This window comes from Novosphingobium sp. TK71 (assembly GCF_055361505.1).
In genome coordinates this window covers 3,243,781-3,269,801 of sequence record NZ_CM143962.1, presented here as the reverse complement: position 1 = coordinate 3,269,801, position 26,021 = coordinate 3,243,781, and the positions used below count along the sequence as shown (strand labels likewise).

The following is a 26,021-nucleotide window of genomic DNA, read 5'->3' as shown; positions in this document are numbered from 1 at the left end:
GACATGGCTCTCGACTATGCAACCCTGGAAGTGCTCTCCCCGGTGATCGTTGCCGCCACCGCGCTGGGCGTGGGCGGATGGATCTTCAACAACTGGCTGCGCATGCGCCACGGCTATCCGCTGGAAAACTCCTGGGGCAAGGCGATCTATCCCAAGAACGACGGCGAGGCGCAGGCGCGGGTGCAGCTCCTCACCCAGGAAAACGCCCAGCTTCGTGCCGAGATCGGCTCGATAAAGGACCGCCTCGCCAGCGTCGAACGGATTGTCACGGATCAGGGTTATGATGTAGCGCGCCAGATCGAAGGCCTGCGGGAAGCCCGCAACGGGATCGGCCACGAGGTGACGCAATGAGTTTCTGGACTGCCGTAGTCGTCATTTTCGCGATAGCCTCGGTCACGTGGCTGCGCGCGCAGAAGCTGAGGGGCGAAAAGCCGGGCTTCCGACTGGACGACCACAGCGAGCGCGAACACGAACTGGAGAGCGAGGTCGAGAACCTGCGCAAGCGCATCGCCGTGCTCGAACGCATCGCCACGGACGACCGCCGCGAAAGGGATCTCGCGCGCGAGATCGACGCGCTCCGGGATTGACGCCGCCGGGATTGACGCCGCCGGGCGATCCGGGGCCGATCTTGACAAATTTAACCAAATAGGTTATAACCCCAGCCCATCCGTTCGGCCCGAAGCGCAAGGGCCAGCGGTGTATCGGGTCGGCGCAGGGAAGCCGGAAGGCGCGGGCATCCGCCTCGGCCAGGCACCCCTCCGTCCGACCGGACCGGTTCATCCGCGTGCCCGGCCCGCCGCTCCCAAGCCGGAGCGGTTTCCCGGACCACCCTGGGTCGAGGCCGACGCGAGCCCCGCGCCGTCGCACCCGAACCGTTCCGACAGGGCCGAGCCGGACTGGCATTGCCGCTATCCGGCCATTCGCAAGAGCAGGCAGAACTCCCGCCCGGTCTTCCACAGACGGGCATCCCTCGCCGGCCCGATGTTCATCAGGCTTTACGGGGCCTCCCCCTTCCGGCGTTACCCCGCATTCGCCAGCGGGTGCATTGCCATGTCTTCGGTCCGGGCCTGCGGTTCGGGTCTGCGGTCCGGGCCCGCCGCGCTCAGGGAACCCGCGCGTCCAGTTCCGCCAGCCACACCGCCGCGCTGGCATCGGACGGCGCGCGCCAGTCTCCGCGTGGGGACAGCGCGCCGCCGGAAGAGACTTTCGGCCCGTTCGGCACGGCAGAGCGCTTGAACTGGCTGAAGGCGAAGAAGCGCCGCAGGAACTTCTCCAGCCAGGACCGGATCGTGGCGAGGTCGTATTCGTTCCGGCGATCCTCCGGGAAGCCGGCTGGCCACGTCCCCGCCGCCGCATCGCGCCATGCATGGAGCGCGAGGAAGGCGACTTTCGAGGGCTTCTGTCCGAAGCGCACGATGTGGTGCAGGAAGAAGTCGTTCAGTTCATAAGGCCCGATCTTCGCCTCGGTGCTCTGGATCGCGCCGTCCGCGCCTGCGGGCACCAGTTCCGGCGAGATCTCGGTGCCGAGGATGGCGAGCAGCACCTCCTCGGTCTCCGCGCCGAACTGGTCCGTCGTCGCGCACCAGCGGATCAGGTACTGGATAAGCGTCTTGGGCACGCCCGCGTTGACCGTGTAGTGGCTCATCTGGTCGCCGACGCCGTAAGTGCACCAGCCGAGCGCCAGTTCGGACAAGTCTCCGGTGCCGATCACGAAACCGTCGTGCTGGTTGGCGAGGCGGAACAGGTAATCGGTGCGCAGGCCCGCCTGCACGTTCTCGAAGGTCACGTCGTAGACGGGCTCGCCGTTCGAGAAAGCGTGGCCAATGTCCTGCAGCATCGTCGTCGCCGCGGGGCGGATATCGATCTCCTCGGCAGTGATGCCAACGGCGTTCATCAGCTTCCAGGCGTTGGACTTGGTGCCGTCGCTGGTGGCGAAACCGGGCATCGTGTAGCCGCGAATGAAGGTGCGCGGCAGGCCCAGCCGGTCGCAGGCGCGGGCGGCGACGATCAGCGCGTGGGTCGAATCGAGGCCGCCCGAGATGCCGATCACCATCGACTTCGCGCCGGTAGCCTCGATCCGGCGCATCAGGCCGTCGACCTGAATGTTGAACGCCTCGTAGCAGTCGGCATCGAGTTTGTCGGCGCGCGAGGGCACGAAGGGGAAGCGCGAGACCGGGCGGATCAACCCGATGTCGCCGCCCGCCGGAGCATGGCGGAAAGGCACGGTGCGGAAAGTCTCGTCGGGATTGCCCGCCACTTCGGCCGCGTCGTTGAAGGTGGGCACGCGCATCCGGTCCATGACGATGCGGTCCACATCGACGTCGGCAATGCACAGTTCCGCCTCCAACGAGAAGCGCTCGCTCTCGGCCAGAAGGTCGCCCAGTTCGTAGACGATGCCCTGCCCGTCCCAGGCAAGGTCGGTCGTGCTCTCGCCGTGACCCGCCGCCGAGTAGATATAGGCCGCCGTCGCGCGGGCGGACTGCGAGCGGCAGAGCAGGTGCCGTTCGTCCGACTTGCCGATGACGATGTTAGAGGCCGAGAGGTTGCACAGGATCGTCGCCCCGGCGAGCGCGCCGTGCGAGCTGGGCGGGGTCGCGGCCCAGATATCCTCGCAGATCTCGATGAAGAAGCGGAAGTTGGGCAGCACTTCCGACGCGAAGACCAGATCGACGCCGAAGGGCACGTCCTGCCCGTTCACGCGGATGGTCTGGCCCTTCAGCGTCTTGCCACTGGCGAACCAGCGCTTCTCGTAGAACTCGCGGTAATTGGGCAGGTAGGACTTGGGCACCACGCCCAGCAGCCGCCCATGCGCGATGGCAAGCGCGCAGTTATAGAGCCGCCCCTTGTGCGGCAGCGCCGCGCCGACCAGCAGCACCGGCGAGAGATCGGCGCTGGCGTGGACGATTTCCGCCACGGCCGCTTCCACCGCCTCGATCATCGCCGCCTGCAAGTGCAAGTCGTCGATGGCGTAGGAAGAGAGGCACAGTTCGGGGAAGACCAAGAGGTCCACATGCGCCTCATGCGCGCGCTGCGCCTCTGCCAGCACGGCGTCGCGATTGAAGGCGACATCGGCAGTGCGGACCTTGGGCGTGGACGTGGCGACGCGCACGAAGCCGTGTTCGTGCGCCGAGAAGAATGAATGGGAGAAAAAGGGATGTGCACTCATGGGCAAATCCCTGACAGGATCGGAAGCGAGAGGCAACTTCCCCTTGCCCTCCCCCGCGCCGCGCTTAAATGGCAGGTCATGCGCAGCCTCGACGACATCCGCGAAGAATACGAGTTTTCCGAAGGCGATGAACGCTATCGCCTGCTGATCGGCCTCGGCGCCGAACTCGATCCCATGCCCGACGCGCTGAAGACGGACGCCACCAAAGTGCGCGGCTGCTCGGCCAGCGTCTGGGTCTATCCGATGGCGCAGGACGACGGCACGCTGCACTTCCTGGCAGACAGCAATGCCGCGATCACCAAGGGCATCGTCTCGCTGGTGATCTCCGCCGTGCAGGACAAGCCCGCCGCCGAAGTGGCGGAAACCGACATCGCCGCCGCGCTGGAACCGTTCGACCTCAAGAACCAGCTCTCGTCCAACCGCACCCAGGGCGTGCCGAACATGATCGCGCTGATCCGCGAGACGGCGGCGCGCTACGCGACCCAGCAGTCTTGAAACGGCTCGGCCGCCCTCTGTGGATGGCGGCGGGCCTGTTCTTCGTGGCGCTCGGCACGATCGGCATCTTCCTGCCGGTGATGCCCACGGTGGTGTTCTACCTGCTGGCGGCGGCGTGCTTCGGCAAGAGCCATCCTGAATGGGCCGAGCGCCTCTACAACCACCCGCATTACGGCCACAACTTGCGCGAATGGCGAGACCGCCGGGCGATCAGCCGCAAGGGCAAGGTCTCCGCGATCCTGGCGATGAGCGCCTCGATCCCGTTCACCTGGTTCACCGTGGGCTGGCCCTGGGTCCTGATCCCGGCGGCGGTGCTGGCAACGATCGGCCCGTGGATCTGGACGCGCGCCGAATAGGATCGCGGCGCTAGCGCCGGTCCCTGCCATAGACGTCAGTCAGCAGCGCCACGCCGGACCGGGTCGCCGTGGCCGTAAGATAGGTGAGGTAGACCGGGACCGGCGCCGGCATCACCACCGGCTGTTCCGGCCCCTTGCCGTGCCGGTCGAAGGCCTTGCCCATCATCCAGCGGCCGAGCTTCTCCGCATCGTCGAGGCGGATGCAGCCGTTGCTGAGATGGCGGTCCTCCTTGACCAGCAGGTCGCGGTTGGGCGTATCGTGAAGGTAGATGCCCTCGTCGTTGGGGAACAGGTACTTCACCTTGCCCATCGAATTGGCAGGACCGGGCAGTTCGCGAATGCGCAGGTCCACCTTGCCGTCCTGCACGGCCCGCCAGTCGATCGTCGCCGGATCGACGACTTGCGGATTGGCGCTCCAGTCCGACAGGACTTCCATGTTCATGGACTTGAGCGTGCGGCCGGAGAGTATCTTGCGGGCGACGTTGTCACGCGTGAGGTAGTCCGGGATATTCCAGTAGGGGTTGAAGATCGCCCAGTTGATGTAGCCTGCCAGCATCGGCGTCTGCGTCTTTTCGGCTCCCACCACGACCCGCATGGTGCCGACCATCCTGCCGTTCTGGTAATACCACAGCCGCGCGGTCGCCGCGTCCACCACGATATGCCGGACCGCCGCCGAGGGCAGCACGCGGGCGCGCTCCAGATTGAGCCGCACGACCTCGATCGTGCGCTCGTCGGCACCCTTGTTTTCGGCGGCGCGCAGCAGGTCGCGCATGCGCAGGTAATGCGGGCTCATCCAGCCCATCCCGCCGACATAGGCGCCGAAATCGTTCAGCGCCGCAACCCGCAGGATCGCATCGTCAGCCAGCTTCGCCGGGGCGAGCCCCTTGCCGACATAAGTCATGCCCACGTTCCCGGCCTTGCGCATGTCCCGCACATAGCGCGCAAAGGCGCTGGACAGCGCAACTTCCGCAGTGGCCAGGTCCTCCGGACCGCCGCGATTGGCCTGCCAGATCGCCTCGCGCAGCTTGTCCGGGCCATAACGCGAAGGCTTCAGGCCATCCAGTTGCGCCTCGTCGAGATAACGCAGGAACGCCTGTGCATCCGCGCCGATGCGGCCCTTGCTAACCCAGACCGGCTGGAAACCGCGGCCCTGGTAGAACTTCGCGATCTTTCCGCCAGCTTCATGCCGGATCGCCAGCGCCGTTGCCATGGCCCCGGCGCCGGTGGTTCCGGCTCCGGGGGCAGTGGCCCTGACCGACGCGGGCTTCGCCGCACCTGCCTTTACGCCTGTTCTGGCCGGAGCAGCCAGAGCCGTCGATATCAAGCCCGGACCGATGGTCAGGATGGCCAGGCCGAACAGCGCGGCCCCGGTCTGGCCGCAGGGAAACTGGCGGAAATTCATCGTGTGCTTGCTTCGCCCTCAGCCGCGTTCACCGGTGCGGGTCGGAGCGGGCGGCGGCGGAGGCGGCGGCGGCGTGTAGTTCGGGTGATAGATGCCGTCGGATGTGTAGTAACCGTCGATGATGCCGTCGCCATCGCGGTCGGCCGCGACGGATCCGGAAACGGCGCCGGGCGGCGGCGGCGGAGGAAGCGATTCCTTCTTGCTCGCGCATCCGGCCAGGGCGATGCCCCCCGCTGCGGCGAGAATGATGAGTGCTTTTTTCATGCGATGTCCTCCCGGTTCGTGTCCGTGTCGGAGCTTGGGAGAGGCGGGACTGTCGCAGCTCCCGTTGACACCCTGCCACGCTTATCGGGACTGCGAATCAGGGAAATAGCGCGGCCACCAGCGCAGAGACGAATAGTGGCACTTTCGCGCCGGATTGCGCGAGCCCCTGAAAAACGCCGATTTCGATAGTGTACGCCAGATTAACAGGGTGCCCGGCGGCATGGTACGCGGACAGAAGCCCCACCCTTCAGCGTTCGTCCACGGCCTCGCGAAGCACGGCGATGCCGCGCTGGCGCTGCTCGCGCAGTTCGCGCTTCAGCACGGCCGGGTCCCGCGCGATCACGAAACCGAAACTGACCCCGCCTTCCTTGCCCACCGTGGCGTGATGAAGCTTGTGCGCCTGAACGAGCCGCTTGGCATAGCCGCGCTTGGGCACCCACCGGAAATAGCGCTGATGCACGAGCCCGTCATGGATCAGCGTGTAGATCACGCCGTAGATCAGCACGCCAAGGCCGATCCAGGTCCCCGGCTCCCAAGCCCCCTCGCCCATCACCAGCGGCGATCCCAGCGCGAACATGCCGATGGAGATCGCCGCGCCGAACAGCGCGAAAAGGTCGTTCTTTTCCAGAAAGCCGTCGTGCGGCTCGTGGTGGTCGCGGTGCCAGGCCCAGCCGAAGCCATGCATCACATACTTGTGACTCGCCCAGGCGACGAATTCCATCGCGGCGGCGGCGGCAAGCACGACAAGGCAGGCGGCAAGAATGGACATGGACCGGCTTCTAGCCTGTCCTCGCGCGCTTGTCAGGTCCGGCGTCGGGCCCGGGGGTCAGGTCCGGCGTCAGGCGGCCTGTCCGGAATGCAGATGCAACCGCGAGAGCGCGGGGCCATCGCGGCTGCCCTGCATTCCTTCTTGTCTTTCAGGCTACCCTCTCCCTTCGGGTCGCCCGGCTCGCTTACCGGAGCAGAGCCGCGACACTTAGTTACAAATGCCGACAGGACTGTGACGTGTCAGTCTTCTCCCGTTCATGTTCGCAGCACTAAATCTGAATGCACGGAACAAGACCCGGAAAGAGAAGGAAAGTCCCATGCGCAAGATCGCCCGTTTCATCGCTCCCGCCCTCGTCGCCGCGCTGGGTATCTCGGCCATCGCACCCGGCATCGCCGAAGCCGCACCGCGCCACGAAGCTGCCCGCTACACGCCGAATCGCGAAGCGAAGATCCGCTCGGACATCGCCGGCCTGCGCAGCCAGATCGACCGCGCCGCCGCGCGCCGCACGATCAGCCAGCGCGAAGCGACCGGCCTGCGCCGGGATGCCGCCGAAATCCAGCGCCTGCACGCCAGCTACGCGCGCGGCGGACTGAACCCCCGCGAGATGCAGACGCTCGAAAGCAAGATCAATCGCGTACACGCCGCGCTCCACGCGGAACGGAACGATCGCAACGGTCATCGCCGCTGAGCAAATAGCTCCAGTTGATCGCCCAGCGAATAATGTTGCGCGAAAAGGCGCGCCGGTTCCCCTTGAATTGCGGGTCCGGCGCGCCTAATCGCGCTTTCACCATGACAACGAAACCGCGCACCCTCTACCAGAAGATCTGGGACGCCCACGTCGTCGACACGCGCGACGACGGTACCAACCTCATCTATATCGACCGGCACCTCGTCCACGAAGTGACGAGCCCGCAGGCTTTCGAGAGCCTTCGCGTGGCCGGACGCCCGGTGCGTCGTCCCGATCTTACCCTTGCGGTTCCCGACCATAACCTGCCGACCACGGCCCGCAAGGACGCGGCAGGGCATGTGCTGCCCATCGCCGATCCCGAAAGCGCGCAGCAGCTTGCCGCGCTGAAGAAGAACGCGCCCGCCTTCGGCATTCGCTATATCGACGCCACAGATGCCGAGCAGGGCATCGTCCACGTCGTCGGCCCCGAGCAGGGCTTCTCGCTGCCCGGCGCCACGATCGTCTGCGGCGACAGCCACACCGCCTGCCACGGCGGCATCGGCGCGTTGGCCTTCGGCATCGGCACCAGCGAGGTCGAGCATGTGCTCGCCACGCAGACCCTGCTGCTCAAGCAGTCGAAGAGCTTCGAAGTCCGCGTGGACGGCAAGCTGGGCGCCGGGATCACCCCCAAGGACGTGGTGCTCCACATCATCGGCGTGATCGGCACGGCGGGCGGCACCGGCTACGTCATCGAATTCCGCGGCAACGTCTTCGAGGAAATGTCCGTCGAAGGCCGCCTGACCGTCTGCAACATGGCGATCGAAGGCGGCGCCCGCGCCGGCCTGATCGCACCGGACGAGACCACTTTCGCCTATGTCCAGGGCCGTCCTTACGCGCCCGAGGGCGAGGACTGGGACAAGGCCCTGGCCTGGTGGAAGAGCCTCGCGACCGACGAAGGCGCAACTTTCGACAAGACCGTCTCGATCCGTGCCGAGGATATCCAGCCGACCGTCACCTGGGGCACCAGCCCCGAGGACACGTCGGCGATCGGCGGCTTCGTGCCCGCACCGGAAGACTTCGCCGATGCCTCCAAGCGCGACGCGGTCAAGGTCAGCCTCGAATACATGGGCCTGACACCCGGCACCCGGCTCACGGACGTGGAAGTGCAGAACGTCTTCATCGGCTCGTGCACCAACAGCCGCATCGAGGACATTCGCGCCGCTGCCGAAGTGCTCAAGGGCCGCCACAAGGCCGACAACGTGAAGTGGGCGATCGTCGTCCCCGGCTCCGGCCTCGTGAAGGCGCAGGCCGAGGCCGAGGGGCTGGACAAGATCATCATCGACGCGGGCCTCGAATGGCGCGAACCGGGCTGCTCGGCCTGCCTCGCCATGAATCCCGACAAGGTTCCGGCAGGCGAGCGCTGCGCCTCGACCAGCAACCGCAACTTCACCGGCCGTCAGGGCCCCGGCAGCCGTACCCACCTGATGAGCCCCGCCATGGCCGCCGCCGCCGCCGTGACGGGCAAGCTCACCGATGTGCGCGAACTGGTAGGATAAGCACGACATGTCCAACGATCCCGAAAACAACCTCGCCAGCAAGGCCGCTCTCGCCGCCGGTGCCGCTATCGGCTCGGCCGCGATCGCCGCTGCCCTGCTCTTCGTGAAGCGCCGCAAGGCCCGCGCGAACGAAAAGCCGCTGCATCCCGAACAGGCCCCCGAGACCGATTGATGCAGGCGATCTCCCACGTCGCCGGGCGGGCCATCCCGTTCGGCCGCAAGAACGTCGACACCGACGTCATCATCCCGGCGCACTGGCTCAAGACCATCACCCGCGAAGGGCTGGGCAAGGGCGCGTTCGAGGCGGTGAAGAAGGAACCGGGCAACATCTTTGCGGACCCCGAGTTCGCGGGCGCGCCGATCCTGATCGCGGGCGACAACTTCGGCTGCGGCTCCAGCCGCGAGCACGCCGCCTGGGCTCTGCTCGACATGGGCGTGACCTGCGTGATCGCGCCGAGCTTCTCGGACATCTTCTCGGGCAATGCCTTCAAGAACGGCATCCTCACCGTGGCACTGCCGCAGGAGGCGATCGACCGTCTGATGGAAGTGGCGCAAACCGATCCGATCGACATCGACCTTGAAACGCAGACCGTCACCACGCGCTTCCAGGACCGCTACAGCTTCGAGATCGATCCGTTCCGCAAGCACTGCCTCCTTGGCGGCCTCGACGAAGTGGGCCTGACCATGGCGCAGGGCGATGCCATTTCGGCGCACGAGGCCAAGGCGCGCAACGAGCTGCCGTTCCTGGCGAAAACTCCCGCAACCGTGTGACGCGGCCGTCGTCCCGGACCCGGTCCGGGACGCGGTAACGCAAATCGGCATTGCCCCCGTCCGCTTCGCACCCTATCGGCAGGATAAAGCCCTAACCGAGGTTGTCCGAATGACGAGTTTCCAGGATCGCGAGCGCGCCGAAGAGGCTAAGTTCGTGCATGATGCCGACACCCAGTTCCGCATCCAGGCGCGCCGCAACCGCCTGCTGGGCGAATGGGCGGCCGTCCGGATGGACCTCTCCACCGCCGAGACCGAGGCTTACGCCAAAGCCGTGGTCCAGGCCGACTTCGAGGAAGCCGGCGACGAGGACGTGATCCGCAAGCTGCTGGGCGACCTTATCGCCGCGGGCGTCGATGCTTCGGAAGGGGAAATCCGCGCCGCGCTCGAAGCCAAGCAGGTCGAGGCCCGCCGCGCCTTCCTCGGCGAAGCGTAAGTCGAACGAAAAGGAACCCCGCCATGGCGATGTCCGCCAGCGAAATCGAAGCCATGATCCGCGCCGCCCTGCCCGATGCTTCGGTCGAGATCACCGATCTTGCCGGAGACGGCGACCATTATGCCGCGCGCGTGACCAGCGCCGCCTTCGCGGGCAAGCCCCGCGTCGCCCAGCACAAGATGGTCTACGAAGCCCTGGGCGGCCGCATGGGCGGCGTGCTTCACGCCTTGCAACTCACCACCGCCGTTCCCAACTGACTTGTTGGCACAGTTTGAAGGTACTCTGAAATGTCCGACGTCAACGCCCGCATCGGCGAGATTGTAAAGAACAACGACATCGTCCTCTTCATGAAGGGCACGCCGCTGTTTCCGCAGTGCGGCTTTTCCAGCCGGGCGATCGCCATCCTCGAACAGCTCGGCGCCCCTTACGAGAGCGTCGATGTTCTGCAGGACATGGAAATCCGCCAGGGCATCAAGGCCTATTCCGATTGGCCGACGATCCCGCAGCTCTACGTGAAGGGCGAATTCGTCGGCGGCAGCGACATCATGATGGAGATGTACGAGGCTGGCGAACTGCACCAGCTCTTCATCGACACCGGGCTCGCGACCCAGGGCTGATCGCCGGGCGCCTCCAGCGCTTCCAGCGCTTCCGCGAAACAGGCATTCCGAACGCCCGGGGGAAACCCCGGGCGTTTTGCCGTTCATGGCGCGCGTCCGGCGCCTTGTCCGGCCCGTTGCAGGCCTTCGCCCTGGCGATGTTGGGAACCGAATGCTCGGGGAGGCGGGGCCGGGAGACATTTCGGCCCCGCCTCGGTCGAAACTACTCGAGGTACCTTTTAAACAAAGCATGACCCGTGCCAGTTCCCGATTTCCTTGAAATTCCGGGATTTCCCTGCACGGCCGGCCATCCTCCAGCAGCATGACTGTAAAATTGAGCGACACATCCTGCCGCCCGGCCGGCAGGACAATTCCGCTTGCCTCCCATGGCCCCCCGCGCGAATGCCATGGGATGACGGTCTACACTCCCAGCAACGAACCGATGCCGGCGGACGGCCCCAGCGTGGTGCCAGCAGCCACACTCGTGATCTTCCGCCGGCCCGCAGGGGAAGCAGCCGGACAACCGCCTGAACTGCTGATGGTCCAGCGCGCCCGCGAAATGCGCTTCGCCGGCGGCGCCGCCGTCTTTCCGGGCGGACGGGTCGATCCGGCCGACCGCGATCTGGCGGCAAACCTCATGCCGGACGCGCCCATCGAACTGGCCGCCGCGCGCATCGCCGCAATCCGCGAGACGCTGGAGGAGACCGGCCTGATGGTCGCGGTCCGGCAACCGGTAAGCGCACCGGCTGCGGCGAAAGCACGGCACATGCTGCTGAAGGACGGCCGCCTCGCCCCGGTCCTTGCCCAATTCGGCTGGGAGCTGGAGCCTGAGCGGCTCACGCTCTATGCACACTGGTGCCCGCCGTGGGACAAGGGTTTCGATACGCGCTTCTTCGTCACCGATCTCGGGACCGGCGCGGTGGACGTTACCGTGGATGCCACGGAGAACACCCGCCTGTTCTGGACCAGCGCCTCCCACGCCATCGACATGGCGGATCGCGGGGAAATCTCGGTCATATTCCCCACGCGCCGCAATCTGGAGCGCCTGGCCCGCTTTGCGAACCACGACGATGCGCTGGCGGACATCGCCCGGCATCCGGTCGAACGCATCCATCCCCGGATAGAGCTGGTGGACGGCGAGGAATGGCTGATGATCCCGGACGGCCACGGCTATCCGGTGCGGGGCCAGGTCAAGGCCAGCGCCGATCGCGGTTGACCTGCAGGGTGCGCAGGGAAGGCTCGAGGTTCCCCGCGCACCTCGCCGGTCCGGTTCGCCCCGTCAGGCCGGCTCGGGCGCGGCCGAGGCGTTCGGCCCCTCGATCTTGCGGCCACTTGCCCCGTAAAGCCCCAGAGCGATAGCCAGGACGAACAGGGCCACCATCGCCTTGATCGCCAGATCGTAGCTGCCGGTCAGCGTGAAAGCCTTTGCCGATCCGATCACCGCAAAGGCAACGAAGGGCAGACTGATTAGGGAGTTGAGGCCGAACCCGCGGCTGTAGCTCGCCTGTCCGAACGCGTCGGAAAGCCCCCTCCCCAGTGTCGGGATCGCGCCGACGCCATGCATTCCGATCAGCGCCACCGCAACGGCGGTGAAGGCGAAAGGCGGGTGCAGCAACAGGAGCGCCCAGAGCAGCGCGCAATCGAAGCCGATCAGCGCCAGCGAACGCCCGCCGCCGATCTTGTCCGCAAGCCAGCCGAACAGCACCGACCCCGCGATCCCGGCCAGCGACATGATCGACTGGAGCTGCGCCGATTCGGCACGGGAGAAGCCCCAGGATTCGCCCATCGGCACCAGAAGCGATCCCAGCAGCACCGAACTTGTCATGCTCGCCACCGCCGCGATGCACAGCGCCCAGAAGCGCGGCCGGGCCAGCAGCTGCGCGACGCTGAACGAACCGTCCGACGTGCGACGGTCAGGCGAGACGGGCGCAGCGGTTTCGAGGCCGGGGGGATGGTCGATCGTCAACAGGCAAAGCGGGATCATCACGGCCCCCGCAACGAGGCCGATGGCAAGATAGAGCGTGCCAGGCGCGAAACTGTCGAGCGCCTCATGCAGCAGCCAGGGCATGATCGCGATGGCGACCGGCAGATGCACCACGCCCAGCGCCAGTCCGCGATTGCGGTGGAACCAGCGCGTGACGAGCGTGGCCGGCCCGACTGAGCCCGCCAGACTGAGCGCCGGACCGAAGAACAGGCCGTAGGCAACGAGGTAGAGAGCATAGCTTTGCGTGAAGGCCAGCATCATGTAGCCGCCCACCGTCAGCAGCGCGCCCGCCAGAAGAAGCAACCGCAACGACACCCGGGCCATCAGCACGCCAACGAAGGGCGCCAGCAGGCAGGACCCGACCAGCACCAGCGGAATGCCGGCCGCCGCCGCTTCCGCGCTCACACCGAGCCGTTGCTCCACCGAAGCGAGCATGATCCCGAAGGAGCCCATCACGGTGCCGATCACCAGATTGTGCGAAACGCCCGCGATCACGCCCATGCGGACGGCAAGCGGATGATTTGGAATATCCGGCGATTGACCGGGTGCATGTGCCATGGCTCTCTCCCAAGAGACGAAGGTGCCGGCTTTGCGCCGGACATTATGTCCCGGGGAGGATACGTGGCCCTGTGATGCTGACGAGGAGATTGGCCGAGGCCCGGCAAGATACCGCCGGGGCGAACCAGGCACCGCTCAGCCGATGGCGCGGCGCTCCGGCACGAACGTGGGGTGGAGCCGAACCAGATGCTCGATCACGGAGCCGAAGAGCGGGCGATCGAACTCGATCCCGGCGAAGTCGCCGCTGAGCCAGCGCACGATGCCGGTCATGCCTGCCAAACCCTGGGGCCGGATTACGACACGGCTGCCCACACACAGGAAAGGCGCCGCGATTCGCACGCAGCATCCCTCGGTCGAAAGGTCGGAAATCTCGCCCTCGTCGTGCAAGCCCCCCCCGTCGTGCAGCCCCCCATCGTGCAAACCATTGTTCGCTCGGCATTGTGCCGCCAGCGATATCGGCTGTCGTTCGGCGCGGCGCTGGAGGAAGGGGCGGTTCATGGTCTGCTTATGGCGCAAACCGGTTGACCAACCCTTAAGTGGCAAGGCCCGATCACGCCGGAGAAAGCGCCTCGTCGCCCTTCCCCTCTTCGGCCTTGGCGGCGAGCCTTCGGGCGAGGACGGCGCAGACCATGAGCTGGATCTGGTGGAAGAACATCAGCGGCAGGATGATCGCGCCGACCTGCGCGGCGGGAAACAGTACGCCTGCCAGCGGCACGCCGGTCGCCAGGCTCTTTTTCGAGCCGCAGAACAGGATGACGATGCGGTCTTCGTGATTGAAGCCCAGCAGCCTGCCCAGCACATTTCCCAGCACCATCACGAGCGCCAGAATCCCAAGCGAAAGCACCGCGATGAGCGCCAGTTCGGAAAGCGTCACCTTCTGCCACAGTCCCTCGAGCACGGCGGCCCCGAACGCGGTATAGACCACCAGCAGGATCGAACCGCGATCCGTATAGCCCAGCAGCTTCTTGTGCCGTTGGACGAAGCCCCCGATCCACGGCCGCAGCAGGTGCCCCGCCACGAACGGCAGCAGCAGCTGGAGCGAGATCGTGACGATCGGATCGGTCGAGAAGCCCTGCGCCTTGCCGGTGATGAGCAGCGCGGTGAGCACCGGGGTCAGGAAAATGCCTGCAAGATTCGAGAACGAGGCGCTGCACACCGCCGCCGCCACGTTGCCGCCGGCAATCGCGGTGAAGGCGATCGAACTCTGCACCGTCGAGGGCAGCAGGGTCAGGAACAGCACCCCGGTTGCCAGCGAGGGTTCGAGGCCCGGAATGGCACTCACGCCAAGGCCGATCAGCGGGAACAGCACGAAAGTCAGGCAGGCCACCGTCAGGTGCAGCTTCCACGCCCGCGCCCCGTCGAGGATAGCCTCGCGCGAGAGCTTGGCGCCGTGCAGGAAGAACAGCAGCGCGATCCCCGCATCGGCCACCCCGCCCGCCACATCCGCCCAGACCCCGCGCGCCGGAAGCACCGAGGCCAGCCCCACCGTCGAGACCAGCAGGAGAAGATAAGGGTCGATGTTCAGGCGCGAAAGCAGGCGATTCATCCCGCTTCTCTAAAGCCTTGCCGCGCCCGGCAAAAGCCCCCGAAGCGCCTCCTTGCGAGGAACAAGTCGCGCGGCGGCGGGTTGATCTCCTCAACAACTCGGGAAAGGATCTACCATGCGTTCCGGACTTTTGTGGCTGATAGGCGTGCCCATTCCGATCATTCTCCTGCTGGCCTATTGCACCGGCCATCTCTGAGCAGGGGTTCACCGGCTCGGCAGCGCGCTTACGCGGCGCGGAATGACTACTTTGGCGGGAATTGGCGCGCCCGGCAGGGTTCGAACCTGCGACCCCAAGCTTAGAAGGCTCGTGCTCTATCCAGCTGAGCTACGGGCGCGCGCCGGCTCCCCATAGCGCGGTTCGCCGCCGGCGCAAACCGCATGGACGGCGCAAGTTGTGCTTTGCGACGTTGCAGTGGCAGGTTACGCACAGCCGATGAGCGAAGCAGACCCTTCAAGCCCCGGCATTTCGGGCTCAGGCCTTTCCCGTATCGACGGCATGGCCGGCGCCCGGCGCCACTTCCGATATTTCGACTATATGCTGGTCGCCTTCGTGGTGATCCTGCTGCTCTCCAACCTGATCGGCGCCGCCAAGCAGGCCGAAGTCTCGTTCCCCTTCATCGGGCCGGTCACATTCGGCGCCGGTGTGCTGTTCTTCCCGGTTTCCTACATCATCGGCGATGTGCTCACCGAGGTTTACGGCTATGCCAACGCCCGCCGCTGCATCTGGGTGGGCTTCTTCGCACTGCTGTTCATGGTACTGATGAGCGTGGTCGTGGTGGAAATACCCGCCAACCCCGAATGGGCGCTCGCCTCGGCGACCTATACGGTCGCCGGCAAGGAGGTGACCGCGCCCAATCAGGCGGCCTACTATTCGATCTTCGGGCAGACCCCGCGTATCGTCTTCGCCTCGGTCTGCGCATTCTGGGCGGGGGAATTCGTCAATTCCTTCGTACTGGCGCGCATGAAGGTCATGACGCAGGGCAAGCACTTGTGGACCCGCACCATCGGATCGACGGTGTTCGGCGAAGGCGTGGACAGCGCGCTGTTCTATCCGCTCGCCTTCCTTGGCGTGGCCGGATTCACCCCTCATTCCATCGCGCTGCTGGCGCTGACCCAGTGGCTCATCAAGACGGGCTGGGAAGTCGTGCTGACCCCCGTGACCTACGTGGTCGTCGGCTGGCTCAAAAAGCGTGAAGGCGTGGACGTGTTCGACAGCAACGTGGACTTCTCGCCCTTCGCCAAGACCCGCAAGACCGCGGCAACCCCCGAATAAAGCGCGCCTTCCGCTTGGCATGACCGGCCCGCCCCGGTAGGTCCGGCGCGACCATGCTCGACCGCATCCTCCTGTCCCGTTTCCGCAACCACCGCGAGACCGCGGTGGAAGGCACGGCTCAGTTCAACCTCCTCGTGGGAGAAAACGGCGCGGGCAAGACCAACGTGCTGGAGGCCATCTCCCTGCTCTCGCCCGGACGCGGACTCCGGCGGGCGAGCCTGGCGGACATGCCCGGGCAGGGCTTCGACGGCGGCTTCGCGGTAAGCGCCGCTCTGGCAACGCCCGGGGCGGGGGCCGAGGAGGAACCCGTGCAACTGGGAACCGGCATCATGGCCGAACGTCCCGGCCGCAGGGTCGTGCAGATTAACGGCGCCGAGGCTCCGGCGGTGCGCCTTGCCGAATGGCTGTCGATCGGCTGGCTGACCCCCGCGATGGACCGCATCTTCGTGGAAGGGGCCGGCGCGCGCAGGCGCTTCCTCGACCGTCTGGTCCTGGCGGTCCGGCCGGATCACGCCGGCCATGCCACTCGGCTGGACAATGCCCTGCGCGAACGCAATCGCCTGCTCTCGGACGACCTCGCGCCCGACCCGCGCTGGCTCGATGCAATCGAGACGCAACTGGCCGAAGCCGGTGCAATGGTTGCCGCAGCGCGCGCGGAACTGGTGCAAAGGCTTGAGGAAACCCTCACATCCCTACCGGAATCGCCGTTCGCGCGGCCTTCCCTCGCCTATCAGCCCGGCGGGCCGATCGACGCCGAAGCCCTTGCCCGCGCCTTGCGCGATGGGCGCCCCCGCGAACGCGCGGCCCAGCGCACCTTGACCGGCCCTCACCGCGACGAAATGCTCGTAACCATGGCAGGAAAAGGCCAGCCTGCCGCCGAATGCTCCACCGGCGAGCAGAAAGCCATGCTGATCGCGATCACGCTGGCTCATTCGCAGCTACTGGAAAGCGGTGTGGAGCAACGCCCTCGCCTGCTCCTGCTCGATGAAGTTGCCGCCCATCTCGACCCGCTTCGCCGCGAAGCTCTGTTCGACCGTCTCCGCGCCGGATCGGCCCAAGTCTGGCTGACGGGCACGGAACTCGCCCCCTTCGATGCCATCGCCCGGGAGGCCGCCGTGTGGGAAGTCAGTTCGGGTTCGGTGCACCGGCTGGACTAGGTCGTAAACTCATAAACGACACCATCGAGGCTTGAGGCAAAATGGCTCAGCGCCAGAAGGGAAGGCGCTGGAATATGTCGATATTTCAATCCTTCCTGACGCGGCGCTGGGCCATTTTGGTCAAACGTAGTTCACCGCAAGGTAAATCCCGAAGGGACGCCCAAATGGCTTCCATCTCGGGCCGAAGCCGTTCGCCATTTGGGCGCCTCGATGGTTCCGTTTATGAGTTTACGACCTAGGGTCGGCACTTGCCTCCGCAGTCTTCGGAAGCGCGTCCGCCACGTCGTCCACCGTGGCGGTGACGATGGCATCGATGCCGATCGCGGTCGGGTGGACATGGTCCTTCTGCATGAGGTCCGGCTTGTCGATCACCGGCTGAAGGAAGAACGGCACCAGAACCGCGCCATACTTCTGTGCGAGTTGCGGATAGATCGGATTGAAGTTCGCCGCATAGTCCTTGCCCAGGTTCGGTGCGGCCATCATCCCGAGCAGAACGATGCGGATGCCGTCCCCCTTCAACCGCTTGAGGATTTCTTCGAGGTTCCTGCGCGTCTCTGCCGGAGGAAGCGAACGCAGCATGTCGTTGCCGCCAAGGCTGACGATCGCGAGTTCCGGTTTGGGAGACTGGCTCTTCAGCGTGAAATCGAGCCGTTCCAGCCCGGCCGCCGTCGTGTCTCCCGAAACCCCCGCATTGGCGATCTTCGCGTTCACGCCCCGTGCGCGAAGGGCCTGTTCGAGCCGGTCCGGGTAGCTTTCGCCGTCATCCAGGCCATAACCCGCCAGCAGCGAATCCCCGAAGGCGAGGATCGGTCGCTCCGGTCCCATCACGGGAATCGAGGGCGACGTATCGACCGCGCTCCGTGTCTGCTCGGGCACGGGAGGCGCCGCCTTGTCGCAGGCGCTGAGCAGGAACGGCAGCAGAAGCGACGGGACGAGCAGGACTTTCGCGTGAGCGCGCAAGGCTTTCTCCTTGAACTACGGGGCTTTGCCCACCCATATGGTGCAGGTGAGCGATCCTTCCCAGCCCCCCGCCCCTTCAATTCGTGCGCAGGACCTGCGCCTCACCCTCGGCAGCGGCGAAAGCGCGGTCGAAATCCTCAAGGGCATCGACCTCGTCGTCCCGCAAGGACAGACACTGGCGCTGCTCGGGCCTTCAGGTTCCGGCAAGTCTTCGCTGATGGCGGTGCTGTCCGGTCTGGAGCGGGCGAGTTCCGGTTCGCTGAGCATCGCCGGACAGGATTTCGCGGCGATGGACGAGGACGCGCTGGCCCGCGCCAGGCGGGGGCGGATCGGCGTCGTGCTCCAGGCCTTCCACCTTCTCCCCACCATGACCGCGCTCGAAAACGTGGCGACTCCCCTCGAACTTGCCGGGCTGGACCATCCGCGCGAGCGAGCCGAGGCAGAACTCGTCGCGGTCGGCCTCGGCCACCGTCTTTCGCACTACCCGGCCCAGCTTTCCGGTGGCGAGCAACAGCGTGTCGCCATTGCCCGCGCCCTGGCGCCCCGCCCTTCGCTGGTCTTCGCGGACGAACCGACCGGCAATCTCGACGCGGCGACCGGCGCCACGATCATCGACCTGCTCTTCGCCCGCCGCGCCGAGACGGGAGCGACCCTGCTCATCATCACGCATGACGAAGGCCTTGCCGGACATTGCGAACGGGTGGTGGCACTGGCTGACGGCAGGATCGCGAGAGACACGCTTGCAGCCCGCGGCACGGATTCCGTCCTTGCCTGACCGCGCGCTGCCGTGGCGAACGGCATGGACACTCGCCCGTCGCGATCTTTCCGCCCGCTTCAGGGGCCTGCGGCTTCTGCTGGTCTGCCTGTTCCTGGGCGTCGGCGCGATCGCCGCCATCGGCACCCTGACCGGCTCCATCGACCGCGAATTGACGACGCGGGGCAGGGAAGTTCTCGGCGGCGACATCGAACTCAGGACCTGGCAGCGCAGTCTGTCCCAGGAGGAGATCAAGGCACTTGCCCGCTACGGCAAGGTTTCGCCGGGGCTGCGCCTGCAGGCCATCGCCCGCAAGGGCGAATTGACGGCACCTGTCGCGCTCAAGGCCGTGGACACCAACTGGCCGCTCTATGGCCGGCTGGAGCTTCAGGACGGCCGCAAGGTCGGCGCGCCGCCCCGCGGCAGCGTCTGGCTTTCCGAAGGAACCGCCGCAAGGCTCGGCGCGCGGACCGGCGACAGGATATCGCTCGGCGGGGTAGACCAGCGGATCGGCGGCATCATCGCCAGCGACCCCGAAAAGCTGTCCGAAGGCTTCGCACTGGGCGATTCGGCGATCTCCGCGCTCGATCTTCCCGAACGCGCGGGGCTGACCACGGCAGGCGCGATGTACCGCAGCGCCACGCGCGTCCGCTTCGCCGATCCGCAGCGGGACCCGGAAATCGTGATCGATGCGCTGGCAAAGCAGTTCGGAGACGATGCCTTCGAAACCCGCACCCGTAACGCCGCATCGCCATCCACCCAGCGCTTCGTCAGCCGGATGGGCCAGTTCCTCGCGCTCGTCGGCCTCGCAGCGCTGGCGATCGCGGGAATCGGGATCGGCGGCGGTGTATCCTCCTATCTCGAAGCCCGTCGCACCTCGATCGCGACGCTCAAGGTGCTGGGCGCGACCAGCGGCGACATCGCAAGAATCTACGTGCTTCAGGTCGGCGCGGCCGCGCTGGCCGGGAGCCTTGCCGGGCTGCTCGCGGGCGTTCTGGTAACGCCGCTGCTGGCACAGGCATTGGGCGCATTGCTGCCCGTCGATACCGGCTTCACCATATCGCCCGCAGCATTGCTGACGGCAATGGCCTATGGCCTGCTGGTGGCGCTGGTATTCGCTGCCCCGCCGCTTGCGCGGGCACGCAGCTTTCCGGCGATGGCGCTCATGCGGGCGCGGGTCTCTCCACTTGCAGGCAATTCCAAGGCGTGGCTGCTGCCGGTATGCCTCGGCCTTTGCGCCATCGTCGCGCTGGCGCTGCTCAATGCCGCGCAGCCGCTGGTAACGCTCGGGTTCCTTGCCGGAGCCGCCGCCCTGCTCGGACTGCTGGCACTGATCGGCACCGGCATCCGCACTCTTGCGGCCCGCCTGCCCCGGCCTCGCGACCCGATGTTGCGCGCGGGGCTCGCCAATCTTCACCGCCCGGGAGCCCAGACCGGCGCCCTCGTCACCGCGCTGGGCTTCGGTCTCTCCGCTTTCGTGCTGATCGCTGCCGTCCAGACAAGCCTCGACGCCAATATCCGCAGGACCGTCCCCGCCCGGGCGCCGGACTTCTTCGTGCTTGACGTTCCGAAGGACAAGGCCGGGGCATTTCGCGACACGGTCAAGGCCCAGGTCCCCGGAGCGGTTGTCCGCATGGTTCCCAACCTGCGCGGCCGCATCCTCGCCTATGGCCCCAGGGATCACATGACCCGCGTGGCCGACCTGAAGGAAATTCCCGAAGATGCCTGGGCCCTGAAGGGCGAGCGCGGCCTGACATATTCGGTCGGCGTGCCCGAAGGCAGCACCGTCACGTCCGGCAAGTGGTGGCCCGAGATCCACCGCGGCGAGCCGCTGGTTTCCGTCGATGAAAAATTCGCCCAGACCGTGGGCCTCAAAGTCGGCGACTATGTGACCGTCGGCCTGCTCGGCGTGGAGCGCACTGCCCGGATCGCCGCACTGCGCCGGATCGACTGGGATACGCTGGGCTTCAACTTCGTCCTCGTGTTTTCGCCCAATGCCATCGCCGATGCGCCGCACAACCTTGCCGCCACCATCGAGCTTCCGCGCGGCAAGGCCACGGCAGGCCTGTTGCCCATGCTCGTCCGCGCTTTTCCCTCCAGTTCGGTGATCGAGACCGGAACCCTGCTGCGCGACGCCCGCGACCTGCTGGACCAGATGACGCTGGCCATTCTCGCCGCCGCTTCTGTTGCCGTGCTGGCGGGATTGGCCGTGCTGCTTGGCGCCATCGCCGCCGCCCGCGCCAGCCGGACTTACGACAACGTGATCCTGCGCGTGCTCGGCGCGAGCCGGGGGCAGCTCCTGCTCCTGCAAATCACCGAATACGGACTGATCGCCGGGGTGCTGGCAGTCATCGCGCTGGCCACGGGAAGCGCGATGGCCTGGGCGGTCATCGTCAAGCTCTTCGAATTCGAGTGGCTGCCGGACTGGCCGCGCATCCTGGCCGTGCTCGGCGCCGGACTGGTGCTGATCGTGAGCTTTGCCCTGGCCGGTTCGCTGCCGCTGCTGCGGGCGAAACCCGCAAGGGCTCTACGGGAGTTGTAGAGCCCTCCCCAGCGGCAGATCGAGCGTTCAGGCGAAAACGCTGTTTTCGATCTGGCGGACTTCGTGCGGATCGCGGGTCCGATAGACGAGCGTGCTTGCCAGCACGTCGTGCAGACCCTGCTTGCGCTCGGTGAAAGCCACCATGATAAAGCCGATCGCGAGGAGCAGCCCCGACAGGATCTTGCCGAAATAGCGCCCCGTCGCGCGCAGGAAGCTGATACGGTTTCCGTGCATGTCGGTAACGATCACACCCACCGCCAGCTTGCCGACAGTCGCCTGCCAGGGCGAGCTTTCGAGAACCGCGAAGTAAAGCCAGGAACAGACGAGCCCGAGGCCGGCCCCCAGCAGCATGGAAAGCCCCGCGGCCATGTCGGCGTTCGCGCCCCCGCTCATGATCGAACCGATCCCGAAGCCGGTAAACATGCCGAGAATCCCGATGCCTATGTTCACGATGAAATAATCGATGAAGTAGGCGAGAACCCGCCACCAGAATCCACCGTATGGCACCATCTTCGCTATCCCCTTGTTCGAAGCACGATGTTTGCCGGCCGCAAGACACGGCCGCCCTGAAACAGCGTAGCCATCGAAACCGCGATGACGAAGCCAAAATTGCAAATGTTATGACACGTTTACCTGCCGAAAAGACCGCTTCAGCCGATCCGGGCAGATGCCACAGGAAAAGGGGCGCTCAGGCAAAGCCCGGCGCCCCTGGCTGAGTTTGCGATCCCTTGCGTCTCCTCCCTGCCGCTCAGGACCGCGCTTTCGCGTTCCGAGCTTTAGCCGGCAACGCGCCGCCGCGCCCAGAAGGCACGACTGGATTCTTGTTCAACCAGGTCTGGCGAAACGCCCTGTGTGGGGGAGCCTCGGCATTCCTCTCTCCATGCGGCGGCACTTTTTTTGTTCGCGCCGTCTCGCCTTGATTACAGGGAGGACATTAGGCGATTTGTGCGGCCTGAACAATCACTCAAAAGGGTTCCGGCAGGTCTTCCGGGCAGCTGTGGCAGACAGGCAACGGTTGCGCGCATCGGCTCAGCGCTTGCCGCAAACGCGCATATCAGGTAAGGGCGCGCCAATTTTGCGGCGCAGCATGCGCTGCTGGCCAACTCCTCGAACCGATAGGCACTGCATGTCAGCCCCGCTTCCCTTGCGCAATATTGCGATCATTGCGCACGTCGACCATGGCAAGACCACCCTCGTCGACCAGCTTTTCCGCCAGTCCGGCACCTTCCGTGACAACCAGCGCATCGAAGAACGTGCGATGGACTCGAACGACCTCGAAAAGGAACGCGGGATCACCATCCTTGCGAAGCCGACTTCGATCGAGTGGAACGGCTACCGCATCAACATCGTCGACACTCCCGGCCACGCCGACTTCGGCGCCGAAGTGGAACGCATCCTCTCGATGGTCGACGGCGTCGTCCTGCTGGTGGACTCGTCGGAAGGCGCGATGCCGCAGACGAAGTTCGTCACCGGCAAGGCGCTCGGCCTCGGCCTGAAGCCGATCGTCGTCGTCAACAAGATCGACCGTCCCGACGGCCGTCACGCCGAAGTGCTGGACGAAGTGTTCGACCTCTTCGTCAGCCTCGACGCCAACGACGAACAGCTCGACTTCCCGACCCTCTACGCTTCGGGCCGCAACGGCTACGCCAGCTACGATCCGGATGCCCGCGAAGGCAACCTGACCCCGCTGTTCGAAAAGATCGTCGAGCACGTTCCGGCCCCTGACCTCGATCAGGACGCGCCGTTCTCGTTCCTCGCCACCCTGCTTGATCGCGACAACTTCATGGGCCGCGTCCTCACCGGCCGCGTCCAGTCGGGCACGCTGAAGGTCAACGATCCGATCCGCGCCATCGACATGGACGGCAAGGTCATCGAAGTCGGCCGCGCCACCAAGGTGCTGTCGTTCCGTGGCCTTGACCGCGTTCCCGTGGAAGAAGCCCGCGCCGGTGACATCATCGCGCTGGCCGGCCTCGAAAAGGCCACCGTGTCGAACACCATCGCCGATCCTTCGGTTTCCACCGCGATCCAGGCGCAGCCGATCGATCCGCCGACCCTGGCGATGCGCTTCGCCGTCAACGACTCGCCGCTCGCGGGCCGTGAAGGCGACAAGGTCACCAGCCGCATGATCCGCGACCGCCTGATGCGCGAAGCGGAAACCAACGTCGCCATCCGCGTCACCGAATCGGCCGACCGCGACAGCTTCGAAGTGGCCGGTCGCGGCGAACTTCAGCTGGGCGTCGTGATCGAAACGATGCGCCGCGAAGGCTTCGAACTGGGCATCAGCCGTCCGCGCGTGCTGTTCGGCAAGGACGAGAAGGGTGGCCGCACCGAACCGTACGAAACCGTCGTGATCGACGTGGACGACGAATTCTCGGGCACGGTCGTCGAGAAGATGCAGCGCCGCAAGGCCGAGCTTACCGACATGCGTCCTTCGGGCGCCGGCAAGACCCGCATCACCTTCTCGGCTCCTTCGCGCGGCCTGATCGGCTACCACGGCGAGTTCCTCTCGGACACCCGCGGCACCGGCATCATGAACCGCCTGTTCGAGAAGTACGACAGCCACAAGGGTCCGATCGAAGGCCGCCAGAACGGCGTGCTGATCTCGAACGGCACCGGTGAGGCCGTGGGCTACGCGCTGAACAGCCTCGAAGATCGCGGCATCCTGTTCGTGAAGCCGCAGGAAAAGATCTACGAAGGCATGATCATCGGCGAAAACGCCAAGCCCGACGATCTCGAAGTGAACCCGATGAAGTCGAAGCAGCTGACGAACTTCCGTTCGACCGGCAAGGACGACGCCATCCGCCTCACCCCGCCCCGCGTCATGACGCTGGAGCAGGCGATCGCTTACATCGACGACGATGAAATGGTCGAAGTGACCCCGCAGTCGATCCGTCTGCGCAAGGCCTACCTCGACCCGAACGAGCGCAAGAAGCAGAGCCGCAAGAAGGACGCCTGATCTCTCGGCGCCCTGGTGCCGGGATCGAACAGGATCTGAAAGCCGGATCCGGAAACATGACGGGCGGCAACCGCGAGGTTGCCGCCCGTTGCCGTTTTCGGCTCTCTCCCAATCTCGTCAGATGGTCAGAACTGGAAGCCAAGGGTCGCGCGGAGCGAGTGATAGTCGAAGTTCTTGTCCGAACCCTTGATCCGGGTCGAGCCCGAATCGATCAGGAATGGATTGGTTGCCGGGGCAGTGCCCGGACCCACTTCGACATTGTACTTGTTGTCGTTGTAGCGATTGTAGAGATATTCGAGGCCGAGGCTGACATTGCGGGCGACCATGATCTCGCCGCCACCGCCGGCCTGCCAACCCCAGACCATCTTGTTGTTGCGCTGCGGATCGAACGAATTCACTTCATTGGTGGTCTGGAACTGATGGTCGATCTTGGCCATCCCGCCGCCGCCGGTCACATAGAACAGCGCCCCGCCGCCGGGCGTATAGCCTGCCCGCAGACGACCGGAGACACCGTAGTCGAGCTTGCGCTGGATCGAGTAGCTCGCCGGCGTCGTGCTGAAGCCGGAGGTCGCGTCCTTTGCTTCGCTCTTGACGCCCTCGACCAGGCCGCCGAGCACGAAGTTGCCCATGCGCTTGTCATATCCGAAACGGACGCCGTACTCCGCACCGTCCTTGTCACTGCGGCACCCATCCGTCGGAGTGGCGCCGCGCGCACGGCCATTGCAGAAGCCCGGACTGAACGCATTGGCGCCGCCCGCCGTATTCACGGTGTTGTCGTAGCGGCCATCGCCATCGGTATCGAAACGCAGGCTGTCGCCGCGATCGTTTCCACGAGCGGAAAGACCGCCGAAGGCCTGGATGTAAGGACCGTCGAAATGGCTGTTGCGTGCGGGCGTGTCAGTCGCCATCGGCGCGGCGGCATCCTCTTGCGCCATGGCGGGCAGAGCCGCGGCGGCAGCGGCGAGGCTCACCGCCGACGTGAGAAAGCGTAGCGTTTTCATGATAATATCCCTGTCACTATTCGTGTCTTGCCTTCCCCGAAGACTGGAGCGCCGCTTTAGTTGCCGGTCTTGCGCCGAGCCGAGGAGCAGGATGGGGCAGGCCGAAAACGCCGACCGGAAAAGGTGTGCTGAGTTCATACAAACTCGTACAAACCTGAACGAATTCTGCTGAACCTGCTTCGATCCGGTTCAGAAGCGGGGACGTAGAAGAAACTCAACAAGGGATGAGACCCCGGCCCCTCCGGAGCACCTTCCCCGCAAGGAGTTTCGACCAATGACCTTCTTCCGTAACGCGACCATTACCGCCGCTCTTGCCGCCACCGCGCTTGCCGGCGCCACTCCGGCGATGGCCCGCGACTATCATCGCGGCAACGACAATACCGCAGCCGTCGCCATCGGCGCGGGCGTGATCGGTCTGGCTCTCGGCGCGATCATCGCCTCGAACAGCAACGATCATGACCGCGATCGCAATCGCTATTACGACAGCAGCTATGCCTATACCCCCGGCTACGGCAGCGGCTGGGAATATCGCGACGGCTGGTACTGGGACCGCGATGGCGGGCGCCACAGCCGTGACGATTACTATCGCAACCAGCGCGGCGATTATCGCCGGGGCTACGACCATGACCGTGGCGACTACCGCCGCGGCTACTGATCCCACGAGCCACCGAGGCAGGCGGACAATACCCCTCGCCGCCTGCCAGAGACGCCCGGCCATTCCTCCTGGCCGGGCGTCTTTCGTTTGCATCCCGGCGAAAGCGCGTCTCGTCTCGCCTCGCCCTGTACTGAACGGAAAGTTCACCCCTAGTTCAGTG

The 26,021-nt window shown here is 65.7% G+C and carries 28 protein-coding genes and 1 tRNA gene; 18 read left to right on the top strand and 11 right to left on the bottom strand.

Going from position 1 to position 26,021, the window contains the following annotated elements:
- The first annotated feature begins 3 nt into the window (after positions 1-3).
- Together ACXJ16_RS15470 and ACXJ16_RS15465 are read left to right on the top strand one after the other, a co-directional pair.
- On the top strand, positions 4-351 hold the full coding sequence (locus tag ACXJ16_RS15470; protein WP_054434782.1) for a hypothetical protein: 348 nt from the start codon (positions 4-6) through the stop codon (positions 349-351).
- Entirely contained in the window at positions 348-587 is a 240-nt protein-coding gene (locus tag ACXJ16_RS15465; RefSeq protein WP_185998657.1) for a hypothetical protein, read from the top strand. The genes ACXJ16_RS15470 and ACXJ16_RS15465 overlap by 4 nt, the downstream gene beginning before the upstream one ends.
- Before the next feature lie 515 nt (positions 588-1,102).
- Here ACXJ16_RS15465 and ACXJ16_RS15460 read toward each other — a convergent pair.
- Positions 1,103-3,166 (bottom strand): NAD(+) synthase, encoded by a 2,064-nt coding sequence (locus ACXJ16_RS15460; protein ID WP_463920907.1) that lies wholly within the window; start codon positions 3,164-3,166, stop codon positions 1,103-1,105.
- Between the two features lie 78 nt (positions 3,167-3,244).
- On the opposite strand from ACXJ16_RS15460, the gene ACXJ16_RS15455 reads away from it, so the two are divergent.
- Together ACXJ16_RS15455 and ACXJ16_RS15450 are read left to right on the top strand one after the other, a co-directional pair.
- A complete protein-coding gene (locus ACXJ16_RS15455; protein WP_054434754.1) occupies positions 3,245-3,661 on the top strand; it encodes a SufE family protein in 417 nt (138 codons plus the stop codon).
- Positions 3,658-4,017, top strand: coding sequence for a YbaN family protein (locus ACXJ16_RS15450; protein ID WP_054434752.1), 360 nt, complete (start codon positions 3,658-3,660; stop codon positions 4,015-4,017). The genes ACXJ16_RS15455 and ACXJ16_RS15450 overlap by 4 nt, the downstream gene beginning before the upstream one ends.
- 10 nt (positions 4,018-4,027) lie before the next feature.
- Here the strand turns inward: ACXJ16_RS15450 and ACXJ16_RS15445 are convergent, their stop codons facing one another.
- The 3 genes from ACXJ16_RS15445 to ACXJ16_RS15435 all read right to left on the bottom strand — a co-directional run bounded on the left by ACXJ16_RS15445 (position 4,028) and on the right by ACXJ16_RS15435 (position 6,452).
- Entirely contained in the window at positions 4,028-5,419 is a 1,392-nt protein-coding gene (locus ACXJ16_RS15445) for a L,D-transpeptidase family protein (protein WP_463920906.1), read from the bottom strand.
- 18 nt (positions 5,420-5,437) lie between these two features.
- Positions 5,438-5,683: a hypothetical protein gene (locus ACXJ16_RS15440; protein ID WP_463920905.1), complete on the bottom strand. Its 246-nt coding sequence runs from the start codon at positions 5,681-5,683 to the stop codon at positions 5,438-5,440.
- 247 nt (positions 5,684-5,930) lie between these two features.
- A complete protein-coding gene (locus ACXJ16_RS15435) occupies positions 5,931-6,452 on the bottom strand; it encodes a sterol desaturase family protein (RefSeq protein ID WP_054434746.1) in 522 nt (173 codons plus the stop codon).
- Between the two features lie 316 nt (positions 6,453-6,768).
- On the opposite strand from ACXJ16_RS15435, the gene ACXJ16_RS15430 reads away from it, so the two are divergent.
- The 8 genes from ACXJ16_RS15430 to ACXJ16_RS15395 all read left to right on the top strand — a co-directional run bounded on the left by ACXJ16_RS15430 (position 6,769) and on the right by ACXJ16_RS15395 (position 11,691).
- Positions 6,769-7,140 carry a hypothetical protein gene (locus ACXJ16_RS15430; protein WP_054434780.1) on the top strand — a complete coding sequence of 124 codons (372 nt, stop codon included), beginning with the start codon at positions 6,769-6,771 and terminating at the stop codon, positions 7,138-7,140.
- 101 nt (positions 7,141-7,241) lie between these two features.
- Positions 7,242-8,675, top strand: a complete 1,434-nt coding sequence (gene leuC / locus ACXJ16_RS15425; protein WP_054434744.1) for a 3-isopropylmalate dehydratase large subunit — start codon at positions 7,242-7,244, stop codon at positions 8,673-8,675.
- A gap of 7 nt (positions 8,676-8,682) precedes the next feature.
- Positions 8,683-8,847 (top strand): hypothetical protein, encoded by a 165-nt coding sequence (locus ACXJ16_RS15420; RefSeq protein ID WP_165913233.1) that lies wholly within the window; start codon positions 8,683-8,685, stop codon positions 8,845-8,847.
- Positions 8,847-9,446, top strand: coding sequence for a 3-isopropylmalate dehydratase small subunit (gene leuD, locus ACXJ16_RS15415; protein ID WP_132469150.1), 600 nt, complete (start codon positions 8,847-8,849; stop codon positions 9,444-9,446). Before ACXJ16_RS15420 ends, leuD begins: the two co-directional genes overlap by 1 nt.
- Before the next feature lie 109 nt (positions 9,447-9,555).
- Positions 9,556-9,879: a DUF1476 domain-containing protein gene (locus ACXJ16_RS15410; protein ID WP_185998654.1), complete on the top strand. Its 324-nt coding sequence runs from the start codon at positions 9,556-9,558 to the stop codon at positions 9,877-9,879.
- A gap of 23 nt (positions 9,880-9,902) precedes the next feature.
- Positions 9,903-10,136, top strand: coding sequence for a BolA/IbaG family iron-sulfur metabolism protein (locus ACXJ16_RS15405; protein WP_054434740.1), 234 nt, complete (start codon positions 9,903-9,905; stop codon positions 10,134-10,136).
- Positions 10,137-10,166: 30 nt separating this feature from the next.
- A complete protein-coding gene (grxD, locus tag ACXJ16_RS15400; protein ID WP_054434738.1) occupies positions 10,167-10,496 on the top strand; it encodes a Grx4 family monothiol glutaredoxin in 330 nt (109 codons plus the stop codon).
- 391 nt (positions 10,497-10,887) lie between these two features.
- Entirely contained in the window at positions 10,888-11,691 is an 804-nt protein-coding gene (locus ACXJ16_RS15395) for an NUDIX hydrolase (RefSeq protein WP_132469151.1), read from the top strand.
- A 63-nt stretch (positions 11,692-11,754) separates the two neighbouring features.
- Here ACXJ16_RS15395 and ACXJ16_RS15390 read toward each other — a convergent pair whose 3' ends face one another.
- The 4 genes from ACXJ16_RS15390 to ACXJ16_RS15375 all read right to left on the bottom strand — a co-directional run bounded on the left by ACXJ16_RS15390 (position 11,755) and on the right by ACXJ16_RS15375 (position 14,898).
- Positions 11,755-13,017 (bottom strand): MFS transporter, encoded by a 1,263-nt coding sequence (locus ACXJ16_RS15390; protein ID WP_324696890.1) that lies wholly within the window; start codon positions 13,015-13,017, stop codon positions 11,755-11,757.
- Between the two features lie 135 nt (positions 13,018-13,152).
- A complete protein-coding gene (locus ACXJ16_RS15385; RefSeq protein ID WP_243692639.1) occupies positions 13,153-13,515 on the bottom strand; it encodes a CAP-Gly domain-containing protein in 363 nt (120 codons plus the stop codon).
- A 52-nt stretch (positions 13,516-13,567) separates the two neighbouring features.
- Complete coding sequence (locus tag ACXJ16_RS15380; RefSeq protein ID WP_463920904.1) at positions 13,568-14,563, bottom strand: bile acid:sodium symporter family protein; 996 nt, start codon at positions 14,561-14,563, stop codon at positions 13,568-13,570.
- Positions 14,564-14,821: 258 nt separating this feature from the next.
- Positions 14,822-14,898 (bottom strand) — tRNA-Arg (locus ACXJ16_RS15375).
- A gap of 98 nt (positions 14,899-14,996) precedes the next feature.
- Here ACXJ16_RS15375 and ACXJ16_RS15370 point away from each other — a divergent pair.
- Together ACXJ16_RS15370 and recF are read left to right on the top strand one after the other, a co-directional pair.
- On the top strand, positions 14,997-15,836 hold the full coding sequence (locus ACXJ16_RS15370) for a queuosine precursor transporter (protein ID WP_185998650.1): 840 nt from the start codon (positions 14,997-14,999) through the stop codon (positions 15,834-15,836).
- A gap of 53 nt (positions 15,837-15,889) precedes the next feature.
- Positions 15,890-16,993 carry a DNA replication/repair protein RecF gene (recF, locus tag ACXJ16_RS15365; protein WP_324696897.1) on the top strand — a complete coding sequence of 368 codons (1,104 nt, stop codon included), beginning with the start codon at positions 15,890-15,892 and terminating at the stop codon, positions 16,991-16,993.
- A gap of 228 nt (positions 16,994-17,221) precedes the next feature.
- On the opposite strand, the gene ACXJ16_RS15360 is transcribed toward recF, so the two are convergent.
- A complete protein-coding gene (locus ACXJ16_RS15360; RefSeq protein WP_420719848.1) occupies positions 17,222-17,953 on the bottom strand; it encodes an arylesterase in 732 nt (243 codons plus the stop codon).
- Between the two features lie 37 nt (positions 17,954-17,990).
- Here ACXJ16_RS15360 and ACXJ16_RS15355 point away from each other — a divergent pair, with 37 nt between their 5' ends.
- Together ACXJ16_RS15355 and ACXJ16_RS15350 are read left to right on the top strand one after the other, a co-directional pair.
- Positions 17,991-18,728 carry an ABC transporter ATP-binding protein gene (locus ACXJ16_RS15355; protein ID WP_324699078.1) on the top strand — a complete coding sequence of 246 codons (738 nt, stop codon included), beginning with the start codon at positions 17,991-17,993 and terminating at the stop codon, positions 18,726-18,728.
- Positions 18,721-21,249: an ABC transporter permease gene (locus tag ACXJ16_RS15350; protein WP_463920903.1), complete on the top strand. Its 2,529-nt coding sequence runs from the start codon at positions 18,721-18,723 to the stop codon at positions 21,247-21,249. Before ACXJ16_RS15355 ends, ACXJ16_RS15350 begins: the two co-directional genes overlap by 8 nt.
- A 27-nt stretch (positions 21,250-21,276) precedes the next feature.
- Here ACXJ16_RS15350 and ACXJ16_RS15345 read toward each other — a convergent pair whose 3' ends face one another.
- Positions 21,277-21,759 carry an RDD family protein gene (locus ACXJ16_RS15345; RefSeq protein WP_054439564.1) on the bottom strand — a complete coding sequence of 161 codons (483 nt, stop codon included), beginning with the start codon at positions 21,757-21,759 and terminating at the stop codon, positions 21,277-21,279.
- Between the two features lie 616 nt (positions 21,760-22,375).
- Between ACXJ16_RS15345 and typA the strand changes: the two genes are divergently transcribed.
- Positions 22,376-24,205, top strand: coding sequence for a translational GTPase TypA (typA, locus tag ACXJ16_RS15340; RefSeq protein ID WP_054439562.1), 1,830 nt, complete (start codon positions 22,376-22,378; stop codon positions 24,203-24,205).
- Between the two features lie 125 nt (positions 24,206-24,330).
- On the opposite strand, the gene ACXJ16_RS15335 is transcribed toward typA, so the two are convergent.
- A complete protein-coding gene (locus tag ACXJ16_RS15335) occupies positions 24,331-25,206 on the bottom strand; it encodes an outer membrane protein (protein WP_463920902.1) in 876 nt (291 codons plus the stop codon).
- A 274-nt stretch (positions 25,207-25,480) separates the two neighbouring features.
- On the opposite strand from ACXJ16_RS15335, the gene ACXJ16_RS15330 reads away from it, so the two are divergent.
- Positions 25,481-25,861, top strand: coding sequence for a hypothetical protein (locus tag ACXJ16_RS15330; RefSeq protein ID WP_463920901.1), 381 nt, complete (start codon positions 25,481-25,483; stop codon positions 25,859-25,861).
- Positions 25,862-26,021: the final 160 nt, after the last annotated feature.

Excerpts from the sequence above, each read along its gene's own strand:
- ACXJ16_RS15430 (WP_054434780.1), top strand. The coding sequence starts at position 6,769 with ATGCGCAAGATCGCCCGTTTCATCGCTCCCGCCCTCGTCGCCGCGCTG.
- ACXJ16_RS15445 (WP_463920906.1), bottom strand. The coding sequence starts at position 5,419 with ATGAATTTCCGCCAGTTTCCCTGCGGCCAGACCGGGGCCGCGCTGTTC.
- recF (WP_324696897.1), top strand. The coding sequence starts at position 15,890 with ATGCTCGACCGCATCCTCCTGTCCCGTTTCCGCAACCACCGCGAGACC.
- ACXJ16_RS15390 (WP_324696890.1), bottom strand. The coding sequence starts at position 13,017 with ATGGCACATGCACCCGGTCAATCGCCGGATATTCCAAATCATCCGCTT.
- ACXJ16_RS15440 (WP_463920905.1), bottom strand. The coding sequence starts at position 5,683 with ATGAAAAAAGCACTCATCATTCTCGCCGCAGCGGGGGGCATCGCCCTG.
- ACXJ16_RS15355 (WP_324699078.1), top strand. The coding sequence starts at position 17,991 with ATGGTGCAGGTGAGCGATCCTTCCCAGCCCCCCGCCCCTTCAATTCGT.
- ACXJ16_RS15385 (WP_243692639.1), bottom strand. The coding sequence starts at position 13,515 with ATGAACCGCCCCTTCCTCCAGCGCCGCGCCGAACGACAGCCGATATCG.
- ACXJ16_RS15395 (WP_132469151.1), top strand. The coding sequence starts at position 10,888 with ATGACGGTCTACACTCCCAGCAACGAACCGATGCCGGCGGACGGCCCC.
- ACXJ16_RS15330 (WP_463920901.1), top strand. The coding sequence starts at position 25,481 with ATGACCTTCTTCCGTAACGCGACCATTACCGCCGCTCTTGCCGCCACC.
- ACXJ16_RS15465 (WP_185998657.1), top strand. The coding sequence starts at position 348 with ATGAGTTTCTGGACTGCCGTAGTCGTCATTTTCGCGATAGCCTCGGTC.
- ACXJ16_RS15470 (WP_054434782.1), top strand. The coding sequence starts at position 4 with ATGGCTCTCGACTATGCAACCCTGGAAGTGCTCTCCCCGGTGATCGTT.
- ACXJ16_RS15370 (WP_185998650.1), top strand. The coding sequence starts at position 14,997 with ATGAGCGAAGCAGACCCTTCAAGCCCCGGCATTTCGGGCTCAGGCCTT.
- ACXJ16_RS15410 (WP_185998654.1), top strand. The coding sequence starts at position 9,556 with ATGACGAGTTTCCAGGATCGCGAGCGCGCCGAAGAGGCTAAGTTCGTG.
- ACXJ16_RS15405 (WP_054434740.1), top strand. The coding sequence starts at position 9,903 with ATGGCGATGTCCGCCAGCGAAATCGAAGCCATGATCCGCGCCGCCCTG.
- leuD (WP_132469150.1), top strand. The coding sequence starts at position 8,847 with ATGCAGGCGATCTCCCACGTCGCCGGGCGGGCCATCCCGTTCGGCCGC.
- ACXJ16_RS15380 (WP_463920904.1), bottom strand. The coding sequence starts at position 14,563 with ATGAATCGCCTGCTTTCGCGCCTGAACATCGACCCTTATCTTCTCCTG.
- ACXJ16_RS15335 (WP_463920902.1), bottom strand. The coding sequence starts at position 25,206 with ATGAAAACGCTACGCTTTCTCACGTCGGCGGTGAGCCTCGCCGCTGCC.
- grxD (WP_054434738.1), top strand. The coding sequence starts at position 10,167 with ATGTCCGACGTCAACGCCCGCATCGGCGAGATTGTAAAGAACAACGAC.
- ACXJ16_RS15435 (WP_054434746.1), bottom strand. The coding sequence starts at position 6,452 with ATGTCCATTCTTGCCGCCTGCCTTGTCGTGCTTGCCGCCGCCGCCGCG.
- ACXJ16_RS15420 (WP_165913233.1), top strand. The coding sequence starts at position 8,683 with ATGTCCAACGATCCCGAAAACAACCTCGCCAGCAAGGCCGCTCTCGCC.
- ACXJ16_RS15345 (WP_054439564.1), bottom strand. The coding sequence starts at position 21,759 with ATGGTGCCATACGGTGGATTCTGGTGGCGGGTTCTCGCCTACTTCATC.
- ACXJ16_RS15460 (WP_463920907.1), bottom strand. The coding sequence starts at position 3,166 with ATGAGTGCACATCCCTTTTTCTCCCATTCATTCTTCTCGGCGCACGAA.
- ACXJ16_RS15455 (WP_054434754.1), top strand. The coding sequence starts at position 3,245 with ATGCGCAGCCTCGACGACATCCGCGAAGAATACGAGTTTTCCGAAGGC.
- leuC (WP_054434744.1), top strand. The coding sequence starts at position 7,242 with ATGACAACGAAACCGCGCACCCTCTACCAGAAGATCTGGGACGCCCAC.
- typA (WP_054439562.1), top strand. The coding sequence starts at position 22,376 with ATGTCAGCCCCGCTTCCCTTGCGCAATATTGCGATCATTGCGCACGTC.